24 protein-coding genes, 1 pseudogene and 1 riboswitch are annotated in these 23,950 nt (G+C 53.4%); of the genes and pseudogenes, 16 read left to right on the top strand and 9 right to left on the bottom strand.

All coding sequences use genetic code 11. The features are described 5' to 3' along the window. Positions 1-69: 69 nt before the first annotated feature. Positions 70-243: a DUF6435 family protein gene (locus MLE19_RS13520; RefSeq protein WP_240718681.1), complete on the top strand. Its 174-nt coding sequence runs from the start codon at positions 70-72 to the stop codon at positions 241-243. Continuing rightward, positions 176-1,105: pseudogene (locus MLE19_RS13515) on the top strand (ChaN family lipoprotein). The gene MLE19_RS13520 and the pseudogene MLE19_RS13515 overlap by 68 nt, the downstream one beginning before the upstream one ends. A 3-nt stretch (positions 1,106-1,108) precedes the next feature. Here MLE19_RS13515 and ntrC read toward each other — a convergent pair. From ntrC to glnA, 4 genes are all read right to left on the bottom strand, one after another. Beyond that, on the bottom strand, positions 1,109-2,536 hold the full coding sequence (gene ntrC, locus MLE19_RS13510) for a nitrogen regulation protein NR(I) (RefSeq protein WP_240718679.1): 1,428 nt from the start codon (positions 2,534-2,536) through the stop codon (positions 1,109-1,111). Continuing rightward, the gene (gene glnL / locus MLE19_RS13505) at positions 2,529-3,590 is read right to left on the bottom strand and encodes a nitrogen regulation protein NR(II) (protein ID WP_240718678.1); all 1,062 of its coding nucleotides are present in this window, start codon (positions 3,588-3,590) and stop codon (positions 2,529-2,531) included. The genes ntrC and glnL overlap by 8 nt, the downstream gene beginning before the upstream one ends. Positions 3,591-3,822: 232 nt before the next feature. After that, positions 3,823-4,374 (bottom strand): DUF4124 domain-containing protein, encoded by a 552-nt coding sequence (locus tag MLE19_RS13500; protein ID WP_240718677.1) that lies wholly within the window; start codon positions 4,372-4,374, stop codon positions 3,823-3,825. A 116-nt stretch (positions 4,375-4,490) separates the two neighbouring features. After that, complete coding sequence (gene glnA / locus MLE19_RS13495; protein ID WP_064235054.1) at positions 4,491-5,897, bottom strand: glutamate--ammonia ligase; 1,407 nt, start codon at positions 5,895-5,897, stop codon at positions 4,491-4,493. A 546-nt stretch (positions 5,898-6,443) separates the two neighbouring features. Here glnA and MLE19_RS13490 point away from each other — a divergent pair. After that, positions 6,444-7,028, top strand: coding sequence for a hypothetical protein (locus MLE19_RS13490; protein WP_240718676.1), 585 nt, complete (start codon positions 6,444-6,446; stop codon positions 7,026-7,028). 43 nt (positions 7,029-7,071) lie between these two features. Here the strand turns inward: MLE19_RS13490 and MLE19_RS13485 are convergent, their stop codons facing one another. Then, complete coding sequence (locus MLE19_RS13485) at positions 7,072-8,100, bottom strand: acyltransferase family protein (RefSeq protein ID WP_240718674.1); 1,029 nt, start codon at positions 8,098-8,100, stop codon at positions 7,072-7,074. Positions 8,101-8,227: 127 nt separating this feature from the next. Here MLE19_RS13485 and MLE19_RS13480 point away from each other — a divergent pair, with 127 nt between their 5' ends. Beyond that, on the top strand, positions 8,228-9,223 hold the full coding sequence (locus MLE19_RS13480) for an alpha/beta hydrolase (RefSeq protein ID WP_425356812.1): 996 nt from the start codon (positions 8,228-8,230) through the stop codon (positions 9,221-9,223). A gap of 45 nt (positions 9,224-9,268) precedes the next feature. Then, positions 9,269-9,571, top strand: a complete 303-nt coding sequence (locus MLE19_RS13475) for a hypothetical protein (protein WP_240718673.1) — start codon at positions 9,269-9,271, stop codon at positions 9,569-9,571. 328 nt (positions 9,572-9,899) lie between these two features. Here the strand turns inward: MLE19_RS13475 and MLE19_RS13470 are convergent, their stop codons facing one another. Continuing rightward, on the bottom strand, positions 9,900-12,854 hold the full coding sequence (locus tag MLE19_RS13470) for a KAP family NTPase (protein ID WP_240718672.1): 2,955 nt from the start codon (positions 12,852-12,854) through the stop codon (positions 9,900-9,902). A 288-nt stretch (positions 12,855-13,142) separates the two neighbouring features. Here MLE19_RS13470 and MLE19_RS13465 point away from each other — a divergent pair, with 288 nt between their 5' ends. From MLE19_RS13465 to MLE19_RS13445, 5 genes are all read left to right on the top strand, one after another. Further along, the gene (locus tag MLE19_RS13465; RefSeq protein WP_240718671.1) at positions 13,143-13,814 is read left to right on the top strand and encodes a hypothetical protein; all 672 of its coding nucleotides are present in this window, start codon (positions 13,143-13,145) and stop codon (positions 13,812-13,814) included. A gap of 165 nt (positions 13,815-13,979) precedes the next feature. Then, positions 13,980-14,129 (top strand): hypothetical protein, encoded by a 150-nt coding sequence (locus tag MLE19_RS13460; RefSeq protein ID WP_240718670.1) that lies wholly within the window; start codon positions 13,980-13,982, stop codon positions 14,127-14,129. Further along, positions 14,126-14,860, top strand: a complete 735-nt coding sequence (locus MLE19_RS13455) for a metal ABC transporter ATP-binding protein (RefSeq protein WP_240718669.1) — start codon at positions 14,126-14,128, stop codon at positions 14,858-14,860. Before MLE19_RS13460 ends, MLE19_RS13455 begins: the two co-directional genes overlap by 4 nt. Further along, positions 14,844-15,734 (top strand): metal ABC transporter permease, encoded by an 891-nt coding sequence (locus tag MLE19_RS13450; protein ID WP_240718668.1) that lies wholly within the window; start codon positions 14,844-14,846, stop codon positions 15,732-15,734. The genes MLE19_RS13455 and MLE19_RS13450 overlap by 17 nt, the downstream gene beginning before the upstream one ends. A 35-nt stretch (positions 15,735-15,769) precedes the next feature. Continuing rightward, positions 15,770-16,831: a metal ABC transporter solute-binding protein, Zn/Mn family gene (locus MLE19_RS13445; RefSeq protein WP_240718667.1), complete on the top strand. Its 1,062-nt coding sequence runs from the start codon at positions 15,770-15,772 to the stop codon at positions 16,829-16,831. A gap of 42 nt (positions 16,832-16,873) precedes the next feature. On the opposite strand, the gene MLE19_RS13440 is transcribed toward MLE19_RS13445, so the two are convergent. Then, positions 16,874-17,746 carry a LysR family transcriptional regulator gene (locus tag MLE19_RS13440; protein ID WP_340163102.1) on the bottom strand — a complete coding sequence of 291 codons (873 nt, stop codon included), beginning with the start codon at positions 17,744-17,746 and terminating at the stop codon, positions 16,874-16,876. A gap of 160 nt (positions 17,747-17,906) precedes the next feature. Here MLE19_RS13440 and ampC point away from each other — a divergent pair, with 160 nt between their 5' ends. Continuing rightward, complete coding sequence (gene ampC, locus MLE19_RS13435) at positions 17,907-19,082, top strand: class C beta-lactamase (protein WP_240718693.1); 1,176 nt, start codon at positions 17,907-17,909, stop codon at positions 19,080-19,082. A gap of 156 nt (positions 19,083-19,238) precedes the next feature. Then, on the top strand, positions 19,239-19,910 hold the full coding sequence (locus MLE19_RS13430; RefSeq protein ID WP_240718665.1) for a cupin domain-containing protein: 672 nt from the start codon (positions 19,239-19,241) through the stop codon (positions 19,908-19,910). A gap of 8 nt (positions 19,911-19,918) precedes the next feature. Here the strand turns inward: MLE19_RS13430 and MLE19_RS13425 are convergent, their stop codons facing one another. Both MLE19_RS13425 and gloA read right to left on the bottom strand, forming a co-directional pair. Beyond that, on the bottom strand, positions 19,919-20,287 hold the full coding sequence (locus tag MLE19_RS13425; RefSeq protein ID WP_240718664.1) for a DUF6164 family protein: 369 nt from the start codon (positions 20,285-20,287) through the stop codon (positions 19,919-19,921). A 9-nt stretch (positions 20,288-20,296) separates the two neighbouring features. Next, positions 20,297-20,833, bottom strand: coding sequence for a lactoylglutathione lyase (gene gloA, locus MLE19_RS13420; protein WP_240718663.1), 537 nt, complete (start codon positions 20,831-20,833; stop codon positions 20,297-20,299). A gap of 250 nt (positions 20,834-21,083) precedes the next feature. On the opposite strand from gloA, the gene MLE19_RS13415 reads away from it, so the two are divergent. From MLE19_RS13415 to MLE19_RS13400, 4 genes are all read left to right on the top strand, one after another. Then, positions 21,084-21,428 carry a hypothetical protein gene (locus MLE19_RS13415; RefSeq protein WP_240718662.1) on the top strand — a complete coding sequence of 115 codons (345 nt, stop codon included), beginning with the start codon at positions 21,084-21,086 and terminating at the stop codon, positions 21,426-21,428. Between the two features lie 53 nt (positions 21,429-21,481). Further along, positions 21,482-21,580: riboswitch (TPP riboswitch) on the top strand. A 23-nt stretch (positions 21,581-21,603) separates the two neighbouring features. Then, positions 21,604-22,413 carry a hydroxyethylthiazole kinase gene (thiM, locus tag MLE19_RS13410; RefSeq protein ID WP_240718661.1) on the top strand — a complete coding sequence of 270 codons (810 nt, stop codon included), beginning with the start codon at positions 21,604-21,606 and terminating at the stop codon, positions 22,411-22,413. Next, complete coding sequence (thiE, locus tag MLE19_RS13405; protein WP_240718660.1) at positions 22,403-23,026, top strand: thiamine phosphate synthase; 624 nt, start codon at positions 22,403-22,405, stop codon at positions 23,024-23,026. The genes thiM and thiE overlap by 11 nt, the downstream gene beginning before the upstream one ends. Then, positions 23,023-23,943, top strand: a complete 921-nt coding sequence (locus MLE19_RS13400) for a LysR family transcriptional regulator (protein ID WP_240718659.1) — start codon at positions 23,023-23,025, stop codon at positions 23,941-23,943. The genes thiE and MLE19_RS13400 overlap by 4 nt, the downstream gene beginning before the upstream one ends. Positions 23,944-23,950 lie beyond the last annotated feature (7 nt).

Below are 23,950 nucleotides of genomic sequence, written 5' to 3'. Positions count from 1 at the left end.
ATTCGACACGAGCACTCCAAACCTATACAAATGGTGTACATCAGGAAGCCGAGAGCGAGGAGATTGTTCATGTTAGGCATGTTTAAGCGCGATCCCAAAAAGAAATTACAGCAAGAGTATGAGCGTAAACTTCAAGCTGCCATGGAGGCGTCACGCAATGGCGATATGCGCGCCAATGCCACGCTTACCGAAGAAGCCGAAGCTTTACTGGCCGAGATCAGGCGCATTGAAGCGGCACAATAGCCTTATCAGCAATAGACAACGCTATGCTGCACTGGCCACCACGCTACTGCTGGGTTTAATACCCACAATGACACTGGCTGCATGCCCTACTCAGGGCCAGTGGTGGATGGAAGAGCAACCGCTGACAACACGCCAGGTGCTAGCCACGGCAGCCCAGCAGCGAGTAGTACTGCTGGGGGAGCAGCACGATGAAATAGCCCACCACCGTTGGCAACTGCATACCCTGGCGGGACTGCATGCGTTAAATGATGAGATGGTGATTGGCTTAGAAATGTTGCCGCGTAGCGCCCAGCCTAGCCTTGATGCGTGGGTCGCAGGTGAGCTGGATGCGGACAACCTGTTGGAGCAGGTTCGTTGGGAAGAGGTTTGGGGGTTTGATGCAGCCCTGTATATGCCGATTTTAGAGTTTGCTCGGATGGCACACATCCCATTAATCGCGCTGAACATCGATTCCGACCTGCGCGAGCGGCTGGTGAATGATGGCTGGAATAGCGTACCCGCTTAAGAGCGTTATCAAATTCCGCCTCCCAAGCCCGCCAGCGCCAGTTACCGCAATCGGCTTACAGAGGTGTTTAATCAGCATGCCATGGGCGATGCCCACGAGGCGCGTGAGCGTTTTATTCAGGCACAGCACACCTGGGATACCGCCATGGCCCAGCGCCTGGCTGAGGCCACGGAGGACGGCGCACTAGCTGTGGGCTTAATGGGGCTTGGTCACGTCACGTATAACGAGGGCGTGGCCTACCAGCTAAACGCCTTGGGCATTAATAGCACACTAAGCCTACTGCCCTGGCAAATGAGTGACGGCGCGCTTCCCGAAACAGCATACGCAGATGCGGTGTATATCCTAGCGGACGAGTAGCGCTTAATCGTCCGCAAGAGCCGGTAACAGTGTTTTCAGTTTTCGGGTCAGCGTATTGCGCCCCCAGCCTAGTAGCTCGGCGGCTTCACCCTTACGGCCACCGGTATGCTTTAGCGCTGTTTCAATCAGAATCCGCTCAAAATCAGGTACCGCCTCTTCCAAAAGATGCGTATGGCCTTCAGCCAGCGCGTTATCCGCCCAGTCACGAAACGCCGTGCGCCAATCGCCATGGGCACTGCTTTCAGAAGCGCTCGGTGAACGTAGCTCGGGCGGTAGATCCTCAACCAGAATTTCACGCCCTGATGCCATGACCGTCAGCCAGCGGCAGATATTCTCCAATTGCCGCACGTTGCCTGGCCATGGCAAGCGCGTCAGGTGCGCTTCCGCTTCACTGGTCAGCACTTTGATATCGGTCGTGAGCTCTTTGGCCGCTTCGGCTAAAAAGTGCCGCGTTAAGCGGGGAATGTCTTCACGCCGCTCGGCAAGTTTGGGCAGGTGAATACGAATGACATTTAAACGGTGGAATAAATCTTCACGAAAACGGCCATCATCTACCAGCACCTCTAAATTTTGGTGCGTTGCGGCGATAATTCGCACATCGACTCTTACTGGCGTGTGCCCCCCAACGCGATAGAACTCACCATCGGCCAACACCCGCAATAAGCGGGTTTGAGTTTCAGACGGCATATCGCCTATTTCATCTAAAAACAGCGTGCCGCCATTGGCCTGTTCAAAACGTCCTTGGCGCTGCTGAGCGGCACCAGTAAAGGCTCCCTTCTCATGGCCAAACAATTCCGACTCGATCAAGTCGCGGGGAATTGCCGCCATGTTCAAGGCGATAAAGGGCTTACCCGCTCGTGGGCTATGCTGGTGAAGCGCTTGAGCAACGCGCTCTTTACCGGTCCCCGACTCGCCGTTGATCAGTACCGTAATGTGGGAGTGGGAAAGGCGACCGATAGCGCGAAATACTTCCTGCATCGCAGGCGCTTCACCGATGATCTCAGCATTTAAGCCTTCAGGTACGGTTACCGGGCGCTGGCGTTCACGGGCGTGGGCCACGGCGCGACGCACAAGCGCGAGGGCTTCATCCACATCAAACGGCTTGGGCAGATATTCAAATGCGCCACCCTGATAAGAGGCCACCGCGCTGTCTAAATCGGAGTGCGCCGTCATAACGATGACCGGTAGATCGGGATGCGCCTCACGCACCCTGGCCATCAAATCCAGCCCATCGATGCCTGGCATACGAATATCGGTGACCAGCACGTCGGGGGGGCTTTCCAGCAATCGGGCAAGCGCCGTATCTGCGCGCTCGATACACTCAACGTCAAGATCGGGTTGCGCCAGTGCGCGTTCCAGTACCCAGCGGATAGCGCGGTCGTCATCGACAATCACCACCCGCGCAACATCAGTACGTGTAGCCTCAGTCATGACGCTTCTCCGGTAAAATTAATACCAATGGAATCAGTAAACGAAATTCGGTATGTCCGGCTCGTGAGTCGCATTCGATCAATCCTTGATGTTGGTGCAAAATCGACTGGGCAATAGAGAGCCCTAAACCGCTGCCTTCCGCGCGCCCTGACACCATGGGATAAAACAGCGTTTCCTGCAGTGCATCGGGAATCCCGGGGCCGTTATCAATGACCGCGACTTCACTGACTAACCGGTGGCGCTCTGCACCAAGAGTGAATTGACGCCGGGCACGAGTACGCAGGATTAACGTAGGTTCTAGCGTTTGCGCATCGCTCATGGCCTGCACGGCGTTGCGCGCGACGTTGAGCACCGCTTGAATCATTTGTGATTCGTCACCGGAAAGGTCAGGCAAACTGGGGTCATAATCGCGGCTAATCACCACGCTGGGGTGTTCGGCAATCAGCAGCGCCCTCACTCGCTCCAAGACCCGGTGAATATTGACCGGCTCATGTTTGAGAATACGGTTGGGGCCAAGCATGGAGTCGACTAAATCACGCAGCCGATCCACCTCTTCCACAATGATATGGGTATATTCGCGCAGGGCCGGGTCGTCTAAATCACGCTCTAGCAATTGAGCCGCCCCGCGAATCCCACCCAGCGGGTTTTTTACTTCGTGGGCGAGCCCACGGGCTAATATCTTGATCGTTTCTTGACGGGTGGTTAACGCCTCTTCACGGGAGATTTGCATCAATCGATCCCGCGGCTCTACCTCTAATAGCAGTTCATCGTCCGATAAAGGCGTGACCGTATAGTCGACGGTGAGTGGCTCACTATTCAGCGGCGTGATGCGTGCTTCGCGCTGAGTGTAAGGGTGAAACGCATCCCGAGCTTTGGCCAAAACATCATCAATGCTTTCATCACCGCCAAGTAGCGTATCCAGACTAATTCCCTGCACACGGCTAAGGCTGACGGCCAATAGGGCTTCAGCGGCGGGGTTCATCCAGCGCACACGCAACTCCCCGTCCAGCAGTAATACCGCCGTGGTGAGATGTTCAAGCAAACGCTGATGCATGGTGTTGTCCTGAGAAATTGCGTCTTCCATCGCCGTTACAGACCTACAGGTGGATGATCAGTGAGGGAACTGCAAAAAGCGCGCCAATTATGCCTTTATGCCTATTTGCACGGCTTGTGGGCATGGCATTGAGAGGTGGTGAATCGTTTTAGCGCAAGTGAAGCACCAAACCCATTCGATAATGCACTATTTTAGTGCATAAAGGTTTTCACAAAAGCGAGTGAAAACGTCTTTAAGGCACCGTAATCGTCACCGCTGGCGTACGATGCTGCAACCGCTGGCTGCTATCCAGTAACTCCGCTTGAAGCTCATAACGGCCCGCTGAGAGCCCGGACAACCAGAACACATCACTGTGCAGCGCGGTTTGACTAATTTCACCGTTAACGAGCAGTCGCACCTGGTGGTCATCACGCAGCGGTGGCGCAATAACCACTTCCACCGCGGTGCTCCTCTCCATTAACCGTGCGCCTTGCTGGGGCAGAGCAATCGAAAAATGGTCATAGGGCATAAAGGGCTGCCCCGGTTTACCGCGGGGGCGCGCAGCAGGCGGCACTGCACGGGCAGACGCCGTTTGCGCTCTTGATGCGGCTGGCAGGCTGGGCAGTGGCGCCAGCTCCAGAGCCTCGCCACCGCGTTCAGGGTTATCGGTAAAGGTCACCTTACCGTGCTCATCGGTGACCCGATAAACCGTCTGAGCGAGAGCCGTATCCGGTCTGACAGTGCTTCCAACACTCAATACAGTGGCAACTAAGGTGCTTATCGCTAACGTCTTCTTCTTACCCATAGCGCTCCTCACCGCTCATATTCACCCCAAAACAAAGAAACCCCGCCGAAGCGGGGTTTATGACAACACTTACCACCGCCTAGCTGATAGTAACAGCCAGGGGTTGGTAGTGCTGATTAGCAGCTGTAGTACATATCAAACTCAATCGGGTGCGTGGTCATGCGAATACGCTCCACTTCTTCCATCTTGAGTTCGATGTAGGCATCGATCATTTCATCGGTAAACACGCCACCTTCGGTCAAGAAGGCGCGGTCAGCGTCGAGCGCTTCGAGAGCTTGATCCAGGCTGTGCGCCACGGTCGGTACTAACTTGCCTTCTTCTGGCGGCAGGTCGTACAGGTTTTTGTCCATGGCATCGCCAGGGTGGATCTTGTTTTTGATACCGTCGATACCCGCCATCAACATGGCAGAGAACGCCAGGTAGGGGTTAGCCGTCGGATCAGGGAAGCGTGCCTCTACGCGCTTGCCTTTCGGGCTAGCGGTATATGGAATACGGATAGAAGCAGAACGGTTGCGGGCACTGTAGGCCAGCATTACCGGTGCTTCAAAGCCAGGTACCAGACGCTTGTACGAGTTAGTTGAAGCATTAGTAAACGCGTTCAAGGCACGGGCGTGCTTGATGATGCCGCCAATGTAGAAAAGCGCCATTTCAGACAAGCCAGCGTATTCGTCACCGGCAAACTGGTTTTGGCCATCTTTCCAGAACGACTGGTGAACGTGCATACCAGAACCGTTATCGCCTACCAGCGGCTTCGGCATGAAGGTCGCCGTTTTGCCATATGCGTGAGCCACGTTGTGGATCACGTATTTCATTTCCTGAACTTCGTCAGCTTTCTTCACCAGCGTGTTGAATTTAACGCCGATTTCGTTCTGACCAGCGTTGGCAACTTCGTGGTGGTGAACTTCCACGGTCTGGCCAATCGCTTCCAGGGTGTTACACATAGCACCACGGATATCGTGGAAGCTATCAACCGGAGGAACCGGGAAGTAGCCGCCTTTAACGCGCGGGCGGTGGCCTAAGTTGCCGCCTTCTACCTGACTGTTGGTCGCCCAAGCGCCCTCGTCAGAGGTAATTTTGTACATGGAGCCCTGAATATCAGATTTCCAATGTACTTCGTCAAAGATAAAGAATTCAGGCTCAGGACCAAAGAAGGCGGTGTCGCCCAGACCAGTGGACTCTAAATAAGCCTCAGCGCGCTTGGCGATGGAGCGCGGGTCACGATCATAGCCCTGCATAGTGGCCGGCTCGATGATGTCGCAGCGCAGAACCAGTGTCGCATCTTCGGTGAAGGGGTCGAGGTAGCCAGTACCATCTTCCGGGCTCAGAATCATGTCGGATTCGTTAATGCCCTTCCAACCTTCAATAGAAGAGCCATCAAACATTTGGCCATTCTCGAAGAATTCTTCGTTCACATCGCGAGCAGGCACGGTGACGTGCTGCTCTTTACCGCGAGTGTCGGTAAAACGCAGATCTACCCATTTAACATCGTGTTCTTCAATTAGCGCGAGAGTCTTGGCTGACATAGTGTCCTCCGGTATGAGCGTGGCTTAAAGATAATGACTGTAAGCTACCGATAAAAGTGTTGTTCGACAAAATACGCGCTAAACCGCACGTTTGTCATTCTTGTTCGCTCAACGTTTGCCTGACATTTTGTGCCTGACATCGATTAACAAATCGCTCAGCGAGCATTTCAGACCGGCTATCGTTTTAGCACGCCGCAAGGCTTATGCCTACGGCCCGCTAGCCGCTTCCAAATACAATGCAGAGAGCATGCCAACACTGCACCAATATGGCATAGAAAAACAACAACTAATTGTTTTTTAACCGTTAAAAATTGGATTTTGATGCCTCTTGATGACGCATAAGGCAAGAAGGGAGCTACTCTGAGAACTAAAAAAAGCCTTAACGCACCAAAATGAATCGAAAATAGTTGCTCTTGCACCAATTTATAGCATTACGAATAATGAACACTCTTTTTTAGTTCGCAAACATTTTACTTGCTACCCAAATAAGCCAGCTACTACAATAAATTACAATTTGATAGATTTGCTCACAATTGGAGTCGGCAAATGGGATCGGTCTGCTTTATCGTTGATGCCATCATTACAGGTGCATTATTGCCATGCCACTTACACTCAATTCGCAAATCAGAATTCGCTGGGTCTATGCATCCTATTCTGGTGACCGGGATTCAATACAACACGCGCCTGGATTATATCGAACAGCACTATAATACCCACTGTCTCGCCACCTTTGCATTGCCCCTAGGTGCTCGCTTTAACGAAGCCGCATTTGCCAGCCAAGCTGATTGGCTAGTCATCGCGCTACAAAAACAGCCACTTCCTTCTAGTTTATGGGATTCACTCTACTCCGAGCTAGACACTTCAACGCTTGATGCACTAATTATTGGCTTAGATCCTCCGACGTTTTCAGAAAGAATTTTGCAGCGATTATTGGCGAGCGCTCTCTTGCTCCCGCCCTACATAGCCGTTAGGAGAAGCTGGTTCGAACGTTTAGGTGGGTTTGACCCTGAACTGGGAAAAAATATAGCTATCAATGATTTACTAAAACGCCTATATACTTGCCCTACCCGTTTGAAGACCTACAACTGCCAATTAATCAGCCAAGAAAATTTAATAGGCAGCTCGAACTAAATTCCTACCCCAATGCGGTTTACACACCCACTCCTAATACGTTTTAACTTACCTTCAGTCGTTTACCAAATAACATCGCGCCCAGCGTGGTGGTATTGGCTAGCTTATTCAGTGCCACCGACCCAACTACGCCTACCACCATGAGCAGCAGCGCATAGACGCCAATCGGCAGAGAAAGGGGTACAACGACCATGTCGGTGAGCACGAAAAACATCGGGTGGGCCAAGTAAATACCGAACGAATACGCATTGATGTGGCGAACCCATAAAGGGGCCGGGCGCCCAGCCAAATAGCGCATGGCGCAGAGCGTAAACAGCACGAAGAAGGGAATCACCCAGACCTCTTTCGAAGAGAACGCCAGCCACCCCGCAAAGGTCGCCGCAATGATTAGCGCCACCATCAGCGCCAGCCACGCTGGATGCGCCAACTGCTGCATCCAGATGGGCCGTTCTGCCAATACACTCTCAGGGGCTAGTGGGTAGTAACGTACGAGCACCAACGCCAGAAAAAACACATAGATCCATCCCAACGGGGCAATCCACAGCAGGTAGCCGGGCAGATCAACGTCAAACCAGTAAGCCAAGCCCCAATACGCCATGCTGATCACACAAGCACCCCACAGCCACGGCACCGGATTCAATCGCCATAGCTGCCAACGGGTAAAGAACCAATACGCCACGTAAAATTGCATCGCGATGATCAAAAAATAGCCGTGCCAACCAGCGTAGACATAGTACTCGACCGCATTAGCCAAAAAGCCCACCGGCTCATCAGCTCCTTGCTGCCTTACCCATTCAGCCGTAGAATAAATAAAGCCATACACGAAGTACGGCACCATCACGTATTTAACGCGCTGGAGGAGAAAGCCCTCTGGGACAGATTTATCGTAGCGAACGGCAAACACAAACACCGCAATAAACAGGAAAATAGGCGTGCCCAAGACCAGCGGAATCCGCATCAAATCAGTGGGAATGTTATCAACGCGCTGATTTACATGATCTAGCAAATGAAACAAAAAAACGGCTATACAGCCGTAAGCACGCAACCAATAAATCTCTTCAATTTTCCGCATTGGGCCTCCTGCCACTACATAATCCCCCCCTTACTATCCTGAATGACTATGCTGAATGGCTATGATGAACATCTAATGCCGATGTGCTGTCCGACCCTATTGAACAGTTTTAATTCCCGGAGGAAACGTGTTCAAAATCAAGCTGCCGCACTGTTCATACCGATGTCATGCACTACTCACCGCCCTGATTGGGTGGCTAACGCTTAGTACGCATAGTTTAGCCAGCGAGGTAGAACACCATCAGTTTTTCTCTCCCACGCTAGGTTATGACTACCCGTACAGTGTTTATTTACCGGATAATTATGACGCTCAAGCGACAGACGCGTACCCGGTTGTTTATATGCTGCATGGCTCTTTTGGCACTGACCGAGACTGGGTAGCCCGGGGTAACTTACAGCAAACCGCCGACAGACTAATACGCGCAGGCTTCATTCCCCCTGCCGTTTACATCATGCCAGGCAGCCGCAGTTGGTGGGTGGATGGACACAACGAACCCGCCCGTAGTGCGTTTTTTAATGACCTAATGCCGCACGTAGAAGCCACCTACCATGTGGGCCAAGAGCGCCGTCTACGTGGTGTCGCGGGGCTTTCAGCAGGCGGCTACGGCGCACTTAATTTTGCTCTAGAACGGCCAGATTTATTCGCCGCAGTGGCCGCATTAAGCCCCGCAAGCTACGCCCCCTTACCGCCACGTAACTCCTCCGCCTGGCGCCACCCAGCGTTTCTTGATGAGCAAGGGCAGTTTGATCGCGAACTTTGGGAAACCCTTAACTACACCGCCTATCTAGAAGAGTACCGCCTGAGCGTGACACCACGCGGTACTGAGGAAGAGGGTGATTTCTCACCCGTGCCGCTGTATATCAGCGCTGGGCGCAGCGACGTTTACGATGCAGAGTTTCATGCCCGCTTGCTACGCCAAGCGATGGAGCGCATCCAACCCAACGATGTGCGACTCGACCTATACCCCGGGGGCCATACCTGGCAAGTATGGCGCGCTAGCCTACCGGCAGCGCTTAACTTCTTATTTCAGTACGTGGGGCAGCCCAACACTGTAGCGGCAACGGAAGAGACGCCTGCACAAGAAGTCTCTGCTGAAGAAAGCCCTGATGAAGTAAGCGGTTGAACGCACTACACTAAGGCCACAACCAACGTGACAAGGAAGACGACGATGCATCAGCATGTAGAATGGGATAATCCAGGTAGCGCCAGCGTAGCTGAATATTTTAAAAACGACCCCGACCATAACGCCCCCGACCCAGGCGACATTATTTCTGCCCGCTATCAAGGTGTTACCGTGCGCGTAAAGGTAGAAGCCTACCGAGAAGATGATGCCGTCAGCATTGGCGAAGTCGCCGCCATCATCGACGCCAAAGGCGGCCGCCACCAAAGCCACAGCAAACTCGAAGTCGGCCACATCGTCAGAGTCCCCGATGACAAACGCGCCATGGAAACACCGCCAAAAGAAGATTGAAGCGTTAGCGTTTTCTACACTCAGCTTCGATAGCCGCCCAAAGCGGTGGCTATTTTAGTGAGCTTGAACCCAAGCAGCACATACCTAACAAAGTGCGGATGGGGAGACTTGAACTCCCATATTTATGCTGAGCTGCCTGGGGGGCAGCACACTTTGAGTAATTTAATAGAGGAAATACACATTTCGAGAAGCGCGGCGTAAGCGCTAATGCACTCGCGAAAGCATCGCGTAGCGTTAACTCGGGCACAAACTCTAAAATGTCCACCATTACCTAACATCAGCATTAATAGCTTCTTATTTAGAAGATGTTTATCTGCAACAACCCTGACTAAGTAACATCTGACGTTTCTTCTTTAGCCAGCTCATCGAGTACATTGAAGACTCCTTCCAAATCTTCGCTGTACGAAGCTATATAATTAAGTGTAACTACAAGTCTATCTTCATTCTGCAGAGACTGTTTAAGAATTTGCTCCTTATTCGCATTCCAATACTGCCCCATTTCCTTAGGATCAAGACCGCCAGCAAGGCTATTTTTTGTTGCAATATATCCTTTATCACCTTCACCTATAAAGAATGAATGACTTAAATTTGAAAGACAATAATCAAGAAAATGGAAAATATTGTTCTCGTCAAACTTTGGACTGAAGCATACCTTAAACACATAATCATTCATTAACTTTGCTATGATTCCTCTGTCGGTGGAACCGCTCTCATCATAATATCCACAGCCCACGCCTGACCCATGGGGCGGCAGCGAATTACTCAATTGGTAAATCACAAAAGTTTTGATGCCCGAACGTGTCATGGAAATGCGCTGACCAAGCGAAATGCTATTTTTCCCTGTTTGATCTTCGTTACTTGAAGCTTGTTCTCGCAAAGTCCCATTTTCGCCTAAAAAAATATTATCTGGAACATTGTCTGCTTCTGTAAAGAAGTTATGCTTCGGATCAATATAGGTTTTCTTAAATAGCGCAAATACTTCCTGAGATAGCTTCCTCATTCCCATTAAAGAAAGCTCACTAACCAAGCCAGTTGTCTTAGCATGGCTATCAATATCTATAATGAGAGCGGATTGCAGGTTGTATAACTGTCCCTGACGATCTGCAGAGCAATGTAGTCTAAACATCATGAGGTCATGCCAGCCAAGTACCCCTCTGTCACTAGTAGCGAGACGATGAATCAGGCCCTTACCCTTGAATAGGCCTTCACCAAAAATTCTCTGAGCAATCTCTACGATATTCTCTGGCGTATTCTGAGGGCGTCGGCCCAATTTTCTACCCCAGCCAGAACGATCCAATAATATCAACAGTGAATATATCGACCTGTTTCGCAAACCTCTATCATAGAGATCAATCATGGAATAGAGAGGCAAGTGCTTGACAAGCGAATCGATAGCGTCTTCAGCAGCGCCATGGCTAAAGTTTTGAGAATTATTAACAAGTACCCTCCAAAATTCATCATGTACATACTCGCCATGTCCCAAATTAAAGTCAGAGGACGACAAAATCGACTCAATTGACGATCCATTGCTGACCTTCTCTACAGCCTTTTGGTATAGAGCAAAAGTATCTTGTGGCATTGGCGTTACGAATCGAACAATTAGATTGAGGTATTTATCAAGATTTCTTAAGTTAGTTCTATTGAAACAGGCGCGTGACGAGGTGACCTCCTCATTTATAGAACTAGAATTACCAAGATTTAAAGTTTTCACGTCGAAAAGCTGCTTCAAAAGAAACCCTGCAGTTTTGGTTTGCTCTGCTATCAGCTCTGTCAGCTCTTCATGATTCTTAAAACTTCTTGCTTCGTAATCTTGACGCACCGAGAAAACCCCACAACGTCCTTGTGTTTCTTCTGCATAGATGCGCCGGAACAAACCAGGATAATGTAAATGTAAAAGCATCAAATTAATAAGATCTTGCTTACTAAAATCCGTTTGACCTAGTGCACTTTTTTCGATTTGCATTAGCAACATGGCATTGACGAAACGCTTTAACTTACGCATATTCCCAACCAATGGTAAGTACTCAGCAGCTAAAGCACCGTCCATTATATCTGCTAACTCGTTAAGAATTTCACTGAGTTTAACTATAGTATCGGACGGGATTGTGCTTAGTTGGTTTTCCTTTTTTTGCCAATCTTTACGTAGAAAATCGCGAATGCTTGAGCTATCTACAAACAAACTCAATTTTACTGTTACAAATTTTTCCAGAAAATCTCTTGCTCTCACTCCTTGGCTTCCGACAAGTTCCTCCGTGTCATAGCATAAAATATATGTAGCCTGAGAAAGATTGAAAGTTTGACGTGTTGCGAAAAGAACATTGTTCACAGCTATTGCATCTAGACGATCAAGATCATCGATAACAATTATCACGCGTCGACCAATTCGCTTAAGAACCTCGTCAATATCATCTAGCAATTCGTCTACAGTTTCTTGTGTCGGTTGCAGGGATAGCTTAAAGCCCAAAAATGAAAAATCAGCTTTACCCTTTATCAACCGAGAATACCGAGATGCCGCTGGCCGAAACTCAGGAGCGAAGACTTTACGCTGGATCGAACTAGACAAGTCGCGTATCAAGCGATCAGTTAGATCAGGTTCTGATGCATAACGAAGCGGCTCGAACCGGCAAACAATGACTTTATCCTCAGCCTCTCTCCAGAAATGCTCAGCAAGATTTATAAAGCTTGTCTTGCCCACTCCCCATGGTCCATCAACTCCGAAGATAAGACCTGGGTGGGTTCCACTATCAAGAACAGTTTTCGCAAATAACTCCGCTTGCGTTTTACTCGCAAGTAAATCCTCACTTTTATTTCCAATTGCCTCATCTGAAATGAAATACTGATGTCGAGGAGTTTTTTTAGATCTCGCCCGAAAATCTTGAATTAATGGCGAAATTAACATCGTACATAGCAGAAGCAAGATTGCTGGCGCCCAATAGGGATCAGCATTTTTCAGCGCTTCGTGAGGCTTAGCCAACCAGGGAGAGACCATTACGTTTATCCAAATACCCATGCCTATTGCGAGCAGCAAATCAAGCCGAAAACTTTTGCTCACTCGAATAGTGGAGGTATGAGCGCCGCGCTTATACCCGTAGGTAAGACATAGCAGCACTATAAATAATATCCCTCCGGTCATTATCAAGGGAGGTACATCAGATAAGATTGGCGCAAAGTTTGCGCCAAGATAGAATGCTACTCGCCAAATTTCCGCAACTATGAAACCAATGACAAGCGGCTTTGCGAATACCAGTATCTCCGGCATATTCATGGTTGGCTTGGTAGCCATCTTTGATTTCTCCTAGAGGCTGAGTTGCGACTTCCTTGCAAATTAATAAGAACGTTCAACATGTTAGAAGCATAAATCTGTATGGTAGGCCCTTTTTACCTTTACCTATAGTCATCAAAAAAAGTCATCCATGCCGCGTCCTTGGTTATCGTCTTCTTCCATCTAACCATCCTTCACCCTGCAACGCCATTGATCTTAGTCATACTTAGCTCAGCCTGATTCCACGCTAACGACTAACCAACTCCGTGCTACGCTTAGCGCTATCGCTCTCCTTTATAGGCCTTTCACATGCATCCTTTTCGTCTTCTCACCGCCTTGGTTACTACGCTGGTGATCGCCCTGCCTGTCTCTCTAGAAGCCCAGGCTCAAACCAACGGGCATTGGAGTGAGTACGATGAGGTATTTGAGAACGGCGCCAGCCACGCCAACGTTTGGCAGTGGGGCTGGACAGGCATTTATGGCACAAGCCTGGCGGTGAATGCGTACCAATCCAGCGAGGCGAGCGACCCGGATGACCGCTTTGATGCCCGGGTGGGCGTGGTGAAATCCGCCCTGGCCGTGGCCGGTATGCTGACCGACCGCCAGCCGCACCCGGCGGCACTGGCAGAATATGAGCGCTTGAAAGCCAGCGGTGATCTCAGCGGCGTGCAGGCGCTGGGGTTACAGCTTGCCCAAGCAGAGCGCGAGCGGCGTGGCTGGGGTGCCCGCGTTAGCTCATTGGTGGTGAATGGCGTAGCGGGCGCGGTGATTGCTGCTGATGGACGGGGAGACGATGGCGCAATTAACTTTGCCACCGGCATGCTGGTCAATGAGCTACAAATCTGGTCGCAGCCGAATCAGGCGTCTTCCGCGATTAATCGCTTCCAACCCGCTAACCTTTCGCTGGGGCCGATTACGATTCCCGGTGAATACGCACTAAACGTGGGGCCACAGCAGCTTGGTGCTACCTGGCGCTACTGATTACTGATTAATTCCCTCCTCTCGTTAATGCTCTAAAGCGCTGCTGGCTTGCCTTCAGCGCTTTATTATTGCCAGCGCGGCGTGAACGCGTAAAATACCCAGCAATTTTTTTGGCTTTGCCAAACGTTATGTTATAACCTATTTGATATTACACGAGGCCGCTTGATGAGTGAGCATACGCACCGCCATAACAAGGAGGGCCCCTGCCATTTCTCCTTGATGTCGCTATCGGCTGTTAAACGGCTGCTGTTTGTTGCCGTGCCGCTGTTGGCACTTTGGGCGTTGGTGGTTTGGGCTGGCGGGTGGTTGGGATGAGTGAGCGCTCGTTATCACGCCTACAGCTGCACAATCTGCACTTGGCCCAGGCGCGCCGCACGGTGCTGGAACATATCGAAGGCGACTTTAAACCGGGGGCGATTACCGCGCTGATTGGCGCGAACGGTGCCGGTAAAAGCACGCTGATTCAGGCCATTATGGGTGAGCTTCGGCCTATTAGCGGCGAAGTGGTCTGCACCGTCGCCAAAGAGCGCCGGGCATGGCTGCCCCAGCAGTTGGCGCTGGACCTTACCTTTCCGATGAGCGTGGAAGAGCTGGTGATGACCGGCAGTTGGCCCAGTCACGGCGCGTTAACCGGCTACTGTGCGGGGCACTACCGCAAGGGCCGCGAGATTATGGCGCGGCTGGGTATTTCGCACTTAGCCCACCGCCCGCTGGGTGAGCTTTCCGGCGGCCAGCGCCAGCGCGCACTGATTGGCCGCACGCTAATGCAGGAAGCAGAGTTGCTTCTGCTCGATGAACCGTTTGCCAATGTGGATAGCGAAACCGTGGATATTCTGATCCGCATCCTGCGCCAGATGGCCGATGACGGCGCGACGATCATTGTCGTGCTGCACGATATGGATCACCTGCGCCGCCTGGCCGATGAAGTGCTGATGCTAAACGGCGGCCATGGCCGTTGGGTGGCGCCCAGTGCACTCAATCAACACCATGCACCCGCCCAAGTGGTGCCGTTTACCTTGGGAGGGCGCCATGCTGGATCTGCTTAATGTCTGGTTTATCAGCCCGTTCGATTACGGCTTTATGCGCCGGGCGGTGGTGGGTGGTTTGGCGCTTTCGCTGGCTGCTCCGCCGCTGGGAGTGTTTTTGGTACTGCGCGGTATGAGCCTGATTGGCGACGCCATGGCTCACGCAATACTGCCCGGCGTGGCACTTGGCTTTTTGCTGGCAGGGTTTTCACTGCCGATTATGAGCATTGGCGGGGTGCTGTTTGGGTTAATGGTCGCGCTGTTGGCCGGGGCGGTGTCAAAAATGGGCGGCCAGCGGGAAGATGCCGCCATGGCGAGCTTTTTTATTATCTCGCTGGCCGCAGGCGTGATGCTGATTTCGCTGGGCGGTAGCAGTGTTGATCTTACCCATGTGCTGTTTGGCTCGATCTTGGCGATCAACTCGACCGCGCTGCTGCTGATTGCGGGTATCAGCACGCTAATTGTATTAACCCTGGCGGTGGTGTTCCGCGCCCTGGTGGTGGAGTGCTTAGACCCGCTGTTTTTACGCGGCCAGAGCCGCCGCAGCGGTTGGGTACACAGCGTGTTTTTGGGCCTACTGGTGCTGAATTTAACCGCTGGCTTCCAAACGTTGGGCACACTGATGGCGGTGGGCTTGATGATGCTGCCCGCCACCTCGGCGCGGTTTTGGAGTAAGCGCTTAGAGGGGCTTATCGGCATTGCGATTGTGCTGGCCATGGTGTCGAGCACTGGTGGCCTACTGCTCTCGTTTCATCTGGATATTCCTTCCGGCCCGAGCATTATTCTGCTGGCTGGCGTGGGGTACCTGTTTTCGGCCCTGTTTGGTCGTTACCACAGCTTGGCAGCCAAGCTTCGGCGTAAAACAACGCCGCTGGCTGTTGAGCACGGCTCTTAATTGTCCGTTTCATGCTTAACCGTAAGGAGTGTTGTATGTCGCTTGGCTATTTATCATATCGGTCGTCGCGCTGGTTAGTGGGCGTTTCCGCTATGCTGGCGCTGCCTGCGGCCATGGCTAATGATCGCGTTCAGGTGGTGACCAGTTTCTCTATCCTGGCGGATATGGTGGAAAACGTAGGCGGCGACCACGTTGACGTGACCTCCCTGGTGGCTGCCGATGGCGACGCCCACGTTTACTCCCCCAGCCCTGGCGATGCACGCTCTCTGGCCAACGCTGATTTGGTGGTCTTCAATGGGCTTCTGTTTGAGGGCTGGATGGAGCGTTTGATTAGCGCCAGCGACTACTCAGGCCCGTTGGTCACCGCCACCGATGGCATCGAGCCGCTCTCTTATGCTGGGCATGATGAACACGCAGATCATGACGATCACGGACATGATGCCCATGAAGAGCACGATCACGCAGAACATGCGGGTGAGCACGCCGGTCATGACCACGGCAATCAAGACCCCCATGCTTGGCAGGATATGCACCAGGCCGAAGTGTATGTTGCCAATATTCGTGATGGGTTAATCGCCGCGGATGCCGACAACGCCGATGCCTACCGTGCCAATGCAGAGCAGTACTTACAGGAAATGGCCGAGGTAGACGCCGAGATTCGGGCATTGATTGATGAGATCCCTGCCTCCACCAGCGTGATTACCGGCCACGACTCCTTTGGCTACTTCTCAAGCGCCTATGGCGTGAGCTTCCTATCGCCAGTGGGCCTCTCGACGGAAGCCGATCCTAGCGGCGCCAGCATGGCAGCATTGGTAGATGTGATTGGGCAGGAGAACGTGAAGGCGCTGTTCCACGAGAACATGACCAATCAGTCGATTATTACCCAGCTAGCCGAAGAGACCGGCCTGCCGATTGCTGGCACGCTTTATGCGGATGCGCTGGCAACAGAAGGCGAAGCCAGCACTTACCTGGGCATGGTGCGCCACAACGCCAATGTGCTGCACGATGCGCTGGCCCAGCCCGGGCATGATGAGCCCGGTCATGATGCGCATGAAAACAGCCACGATGACCACGACCACAGTGAGCATAGCCACTAAGTGGATCTAGCCAACCAGTATCTATGACGCTCAATGCGCTGCTCAGGCATTAATTGCCGTGAGCAGCCACTCGCGAAAACATGCCATGGCGTGAGTTTCAGGCCGTGTCTGCAGGCGAGTTAGCCAGTACCCCCCTAAACTGACCGTGGTGTTGAAAGGTTGTACTAGTGCGCCGCTGCTTAGTTGCCGGGGAAACATCAGCGGAGGCGCCAGCGCCACACCTACCCCTTGCAGGGCTGCTTCCACCATAGCGATGGAAGAGTCGAACACAATGCTTTTGGCCATGGGAAAGCTGCGGGGTAGCCCCGCCGCCAATAGCCACTCTGTCCACTCATCGGCGCGATAAGAGCGCAGCAAGGTCTCACCCAACACATCGTCAGGGGTATTAAGCCGTGCGGCGATAGCGGGAATACACATGACCGATAGCGACGCTGGCAGCAGCGGCTGCGCCGCGGTCGCGTGCCAGGCACCGGTGCCAAACCTTATCGCAAAATCGAGCCCTTCGGCCGCTATATCGGCTCGATTGTTATGGGTAGAGAGGCGCAAGTCGACAAAGGGGTACTGGCGCTGAAAATCCTCCAGCCTTGGCAGCAGCCAGCCGACGGCAAACGTTCCCACCACACCAACGTTTAACACTTCCCGATAGTGGCTCTCGCCTACCCTTTCCAAGGTGTGCGATATCTGATCAAAAGCACTCTCTAGCACTGGCAACAGTAGCTCACCCTCTTGAGTAAGCATCAGCCCCCGAGGCAACCGCGTGAACAGCGGCACCTTCAACTGCGTTTCGAGTAGCTTAACCTGATGGCTAACCGCCGCCTGAGTCACGTGTAGCTCTTCTGCCGCGCGGGTGAAGCTCAAATGTCGGGCTGACGCCTCAAAGGCACGCAGCGCCTTTAACGGCAGATAGGGACGCACCACGTAACCCCCAAATTTTTCTAATGGCTCATGCAAAATATCGCTGTTTGTTAATCTTCTCAGCGCACCGTAAGTTAACCACTGCATCGCTTTATTTGGCTGGCAATACCAGCCAATTTTCTTGCGGCACTCATCACAACAGGATCTTGGTATGGGTAAGATGTTAGCAGCAAAATCCGGTCTTATCATGACAGCTTCGCTGTTAATGGGCGGCACTACCTGGGCGTCTGATACGGTTCAAAGCGCAGATATTGAAGCGCTGGTAAACGATACTATCGCCCCACTGATGGCAGAGCATCGCATCCCGGGGATGTCGGTCGCACTGAGCATTAATGGCCAGCAGCACTACTTTAATTATGGACTCGCTAATCAAGAAGATGGGACGTCTGTCACTGATGAGACGCTGTTCGAGCTTGGTTCTGTCAGCAAGATCTTCACCGGTGCACTCGCTGGCTATGCGCAGGCTAGCGGCGCCCTTGCGCTTTCCGATTCGGCCAGCCAGCACCTGGCAGCCCTTGAAGGCAGCACCTTTGATGAGATCACGCTGCTGGAACTGGGTACCTACACGGCAGGCGAGCTGCCGCTGCAGTTTCCCGATGCGGTAGAAAATGAAAAGCAGATGATCGACTACTATCGCCAGTGGCAGCCAGAGTCCGCCCCTGGCAGCCATCGGCTCTACTCCAACCCAAGTATAGGTTTGCTGGGTTATCTCACCGCTCAAAGCCTGGGAAAGCCCTATGAGACGTTGATGGAGGAGGCGCTGTTCTCCCCGCTGGGTCTTGAACACAGCTACTTTCAGGTGCCTGAAGCAGAACTGGCGAACTATGCCTACGGCTACTCAAAAGAGGACGAGCCGATTCGGGTGAACCCTGGCGTGCTGGATGCCCAAGCTTACGGTTTGAAAGCGAGCGCCGCCGATGTGCTGACATTTGTTGAAGCCAATATGGGTGAGGCTGGGTCTAACAGCGGAGTTGATGAGCCATTAAGCCAAGCCGTGGCGGCCACGCGCACGGGCTACTTTGAGATCGGCAATATGACGCAGGGCCTGGGCTGGGAAAGCTACACCTATCCGGTGGCGGTTGAACAGCTGCTGGAAGGCAACGCCCTTGAGATGATTTTGGAACCCAACCCTGCCAACCGCTTGACCCCGCCGTTAGCCCCCAGGCAGGAGGCGCTCTACAACAAGACCGGCTCCACAAATGGTTTCGGCGGCTATGTCGCTTTTGTGCCCAGCGAGCAGATCGGCATTGTTATGCTGGCCAACCGCAACTACCCCAACCAGGCCCGCATCGAAGCTGCCCACCATATCCTTACCGCGCTGACGGAAACCCCTTAAGCAAGCGGTCTAACAGCCTCACGCCGCCCCTTCGGGCGGCGTTTTAATGGCGACATGGCTAGCCTCAAACAACCGAAAGTTGCATTTTTTGCTGTCAATAAGGAAACTAGCCCCCCTCCTCCTGTTACTCACCTTCACTGCGAAGAGTCCTTTCCCATGCGTCTAAACGCCGATTTTAGCCACTTTGCCTGTGTTACCCCGGAAGAGTACCAGTGGGTCGACTCCCCCAGCGCGGGGGTTGAGCGCATGATGTTTGACCGCATTGGTGATGAAGTTGCCCGCGCGACCAGCCTTGTCCGCTACGCGCCCAATACGCAGTTTGAGCGACACACCCATGGCGGCGGCGAAGAAATTTTGGTGCTGGAAGGCGTGTTTGCCGATGAGCATGGCCGCTATGCGGCGGGTAGCTACCTAAGAAACCCCATCGGTACCGGCCATACGCCAAACATTGGCGAGGAAGGCGCGCTGATTTTTGTCAAACTGCATCAGTTCGACCCTAGCGACACGCTACAGCTGGCGGTGCCTGCTCATAGGCTGCCCTGGCAGCCGGATCGGCGTCCGCGCATTGCCTATAAGATGCTGCACACCTATAAGCAAGAGCGCACCAGCCTGGAGCGCTGGTCGGCGGGTACTTCTATCACCTACCCCACGCTGCTGGGCGGCCTGGAATTTTTGGTTCTGGAAGGCACGCTGAGCGATAGCGAGCAGAGCTACACAGCGGGCACCTGGTGCCGCTACCCTAGCGGCGCAGCACCGGCACTCACCGCTGGCGATGATGGCGTTATGATGTACCTCAAACGCGGCCATCTTCCGCCTGTTCAGGCTTGAGTTTAGCTTCAGGTTCGGGACAAGCCCAAAAACGGCAGTAGCGTCAGGGCGGCAATCAACCCGACCGCTAACAGCACCAGCACTACCTGCAGCGGGTGAGCGGCCAAGCGGTGCCACAGTGTTTCCGCGTCGCCCCGCTCAACCGCCGCTTGATGCTCACGCTGGGCGCGCTCCAGGCGCTCTGCTTGGTAGCTTTCTAAGGCGGCAATGGCCGCGTCGTGCTGATGCGGATTTCGCAGCCAGATAGCGTCAACACCCAGGCGGAAAAAGCCCGCCTGGGTTTCATAGGTATCAAAGCCATGGGTGGCCAGCAGGTCACGCACTTCCATGGCTTCTTCATCGGTAACGTGGCGCAGCCGGAACAGTAGTTCAGCCATTGGCGTGCCTCATGCGTCGCTCTTCCCCACCATCAGGTCTGCCTGAATCACTTCGATCCAGTAGCCGTCTGGGTCTTTAACGAAGATAACATCTTTCATCTTGCCCTGATCGGCGCGCTTAACGAAGGTGACGTCGTGCTCGTCAAACCAGGCCTGAGCCGCTGCCAAATCCGGTACGTTAAAGCAGATATGCCCGAAGCCTTGAGGTTCAGCGTTGCCATCGTGGTAGGCAAAGTCGTCCTTCTGTTCGGTGCCCCAGTTGTGGGTCAGCTCCAGCAGCCCTTTCTGACTAAACGTCCAGGCAGTGCGAGCTTGTGTCTCCTCCGGCACGCTGTCGCTGGGTTCCAGGTTGGCCAGGAAATAGAGCGAGAACTGCATCTCCTCAAAATCCAACCGCCGCATCACCTGCATGCCAAACACTTTCGAGTAGAACGCTAACGCACGCTCGGGGTCTTTCACCCGCAGCATGGTGTGGTTTAAACGGAAGCCTTGGGTTTGGGGTGGTGTGGCGACGACACCAGGATGCTGCTCACCTTGAAAACTCATTGCCTGTCTCCTTTAGCTGACATTCGCCCTAAAAGGCGTTGGCTTCATGTGCTGCATACCATGGGGGCTGGGTAACCATAATGCTAGCCCTAACTGGGGTGCAGGCTCCGCCAGAGCTGTATAGCGAGAGACCATTAATCACACTAGCAATCCTGCACAAAAACCCTACACTTATTATTCACAACTTTTACAAAATAGTTTTCCTGCATAAGACCGATGATTCCCATCTCGGCCCCTCAAGGAGTTTTCCATGAGTGCAATTGATATGACGCTGGGCGATCGTGTAACGCTTAAACAGCTTGCCTACGCTCTTCAGAATGGCTTTTCGCCGATTGTTGAAGTGGAATCGATGGATGGCATATACGCCGTGCGGTTTCACCATGCTAACGGGGTGTCGGATTTGTGTAATGCGGAAGGCAAAGTCAGTACTTTTTTAGGCACTGGCGAAATACGCGATACGCTGGGGCACATTGGCTTGACCCACGGCGTACTGACGTTCGCTGACCAGTGCGGTGACGAGATGATTGGAATAGAAGGTAAAGCCATGACACCTGACGAGATGCTTACCTACGGTACACGCATTTCGTTTCGCTAGATTGCCATCACACGCAGCCGGGGCTTTACAGAGCCAACCCAGGCAAGGATAGTAACCCTCGACAGGGGCGCTCACGATTAACGGTGGGCTGAGAAGCACCCTTTGAACCTGAACCGGATAACACCGGCGTAGGGAGTCGTGGTGCTGCTTACCACCTCCCCGTCGGGAGGATACTATGACGCTACCTCAGCTTGGCGACTACCTGGCGACGCTGCGCGCAGCGACACCGCTAATCCATTGCATGACCAACTATGTCGCCATGAACAGTACCGCTAATGTGTTATTAGCCACTGGCGCTTCCCCCGCCATGCTGCACGCCCCCGAAGAGGTAGCGGAGTTCACCGCTATTTCCGCAGGGCTATCGATTAACATCGGCACGATCTCTTCCCACTGGGCCGACGCGATGTTCACCGCTACCACGACCGCCGATCAGCACTCGATCCCCTGGGTATTAGACCCTGTCGCCGTTGGCGCGACCCACTATCGTCAATCGCTGTGTGCGAAGCTGCTCACAACTAACCCTAGCGTCATTCGTGGCAATGCTTCTGAAATCCTGGCGCTTAACGGGTTAGCCAGCCAAGGCCGCGGCGTGGACTCCACTGCCGCCTCTGGGCAAGCCGTGGACGCAGCGATAGCACTGGCTAAACAACACAATTGCATCGTAGCGATGACCGGCGAAAGCGACTGGGTGACGGATGGCACACAGCACTACCGTATTAACGGTGGCCACCCCTTGATGCCGCAGGTAACCACGCTAGGCTGTGGCCTTAGTGCGCTGGTGACAGCGTTTGTCGCGGCTAACCGTGATACCCCGCTGGAAGCCACCGCCGCTGCGCTGAGTTGCTTTTCCATCGCAGGCGAGCGCGCAGGGAACAGTGCCCAGGGCCCCGGCAGTTTTCAAGTCGCCCTGCTGGATGCGCTTTATCAACTTACCCCTGACGACCTTACTGCTCATACCCAGTGGGAGGCGCGCCGTGCCGTTTGATCTATCACTTTATTTGGTGACCGATGCAGCACTTTGTGACGCTTATGGCCTAGAAAAGACGGTAGAAGCTGCGGTCAGAGGCGGTGTGACCATCGTGCAGCTGCGGGATAAGCATGCCAGCGATGAACAGATGATTGCTCAAGCCAAACGGCTCAAAACAGTGCTGGCAGGAACCGGAGTGCCGCTGATCATTAACGATCGCTTACAGGTAGCGCTTGAGAGTCAGGCAGATGGCCTGCATGTCGGGCAGAGCGACGCCGCGGTGGAGGAAGCCCGCAGGGTGCTGGGTGAGCAGGCGATTATTGGCCTGTCGATCAATACCCTCGCTCAGCTTCAAGCGGCGCCTATGGCGTTACTTGATTATGTGGGCATTGGGCCCGTGTTTGCGACAGTGAGCAAACAGGATCACGCCCAGCCTATCGGTTTTGGCGGCTTGGCTTTACTGGTCAAAGCATGTCCACTGCCCAGCGTGGCGATTGGCGGGTTGAAAGCTGACCATGCCATTAGCGTGCAGCGAGCGGGGGCAAACGGCTTAGCGGTGATTTCAGCCATATGCGGTCAAGCCGACCCTTTCCAGGCGGCGCGCGCTTTTCAGACGGCTGTGGCGTCATGAACCAACTAGAGCAAATCGTTGCTTTCGTGCGGGTTGCCGAGCTGGGTAGCTATACCCGTGCGGCTGAAGCGCTGGATCTTTCCCGCACCCGGGTTTCACGTCAAGTGATGGCCCTTGAAGAAGCATTGGGGGCACGACTGATACAGCGCACAACGCGTCGGCTACACCTCACCGAGGCCGGAGAGCGCTATCTCATGCGTGCTCAAGGTATTCTGGTAGCGCTTGATGAAGCCGCTGCCGAGGTGGGCCAAGGCACCAGTGACGTGCGCGGCCGTTTACGCGTGAATGGACCGATGAGTTTTGGTACCCGTTACTTGGCACCGCTGGTCGCTCAATTTATGCACGCTCATCCGGCGCTTGAAGTGCGCCTGGATCTTAATGACCGCCGTGTGGATCTACTGGAAGAGGGGTATGACGTGGCGATCCGTATCGGCAGCCTGCCCGACTCCAGCCTGGTGGCACGCCGCTTGACCCGGTGCCGGTTACTGTTTTGCGCATCGCCTGAGTATCTTTCCAGCCACGGCGAACCCCGCAGTGTTCAAGCCCTTGCCGAGCACCGCTGCCTACGGTATCGCAGCGGCCAGAACAGCGCGGATTGGCAGCTACCTGCACAGCCATTAGCCGTGCATGGTCCACTGGAAAGTAATAATGGGGATGTGCTGACCCAGGCTGCGGAAGCGGGTTTAGGCATCGCACAGCAGCCCAGTTTCCTGGTCACAGAGAGCATCCTCAGTGGGCGGTTAGTGCCTATTTTAACCAACGAGCCAGCGGTTCGACTCGACGTTCACGCGCTCTACCCTGCTCGGCGCTACCTGCCCGCCAAGGTGGAACGTTTTATCGATCTGCTCACCGAGGCGTGGGGGGACCCACCTATCTGGGAACAGGCGATTGGATTGTCGCCTATTACACAACAGTGATGTGCAT

Source organism: Vreelandella neptunia (assembly GCF_022489065.1).
Lineage (GTDB): Bacteria > Pseudomonadota > Gammaproteobacteria > Pseudomonadales > Halomonadaceae > Vreelandella > Vreelandella neptunia_A.
This window is presented reverse-complemented; position numbering and strand designations above follow the sequence as displayed.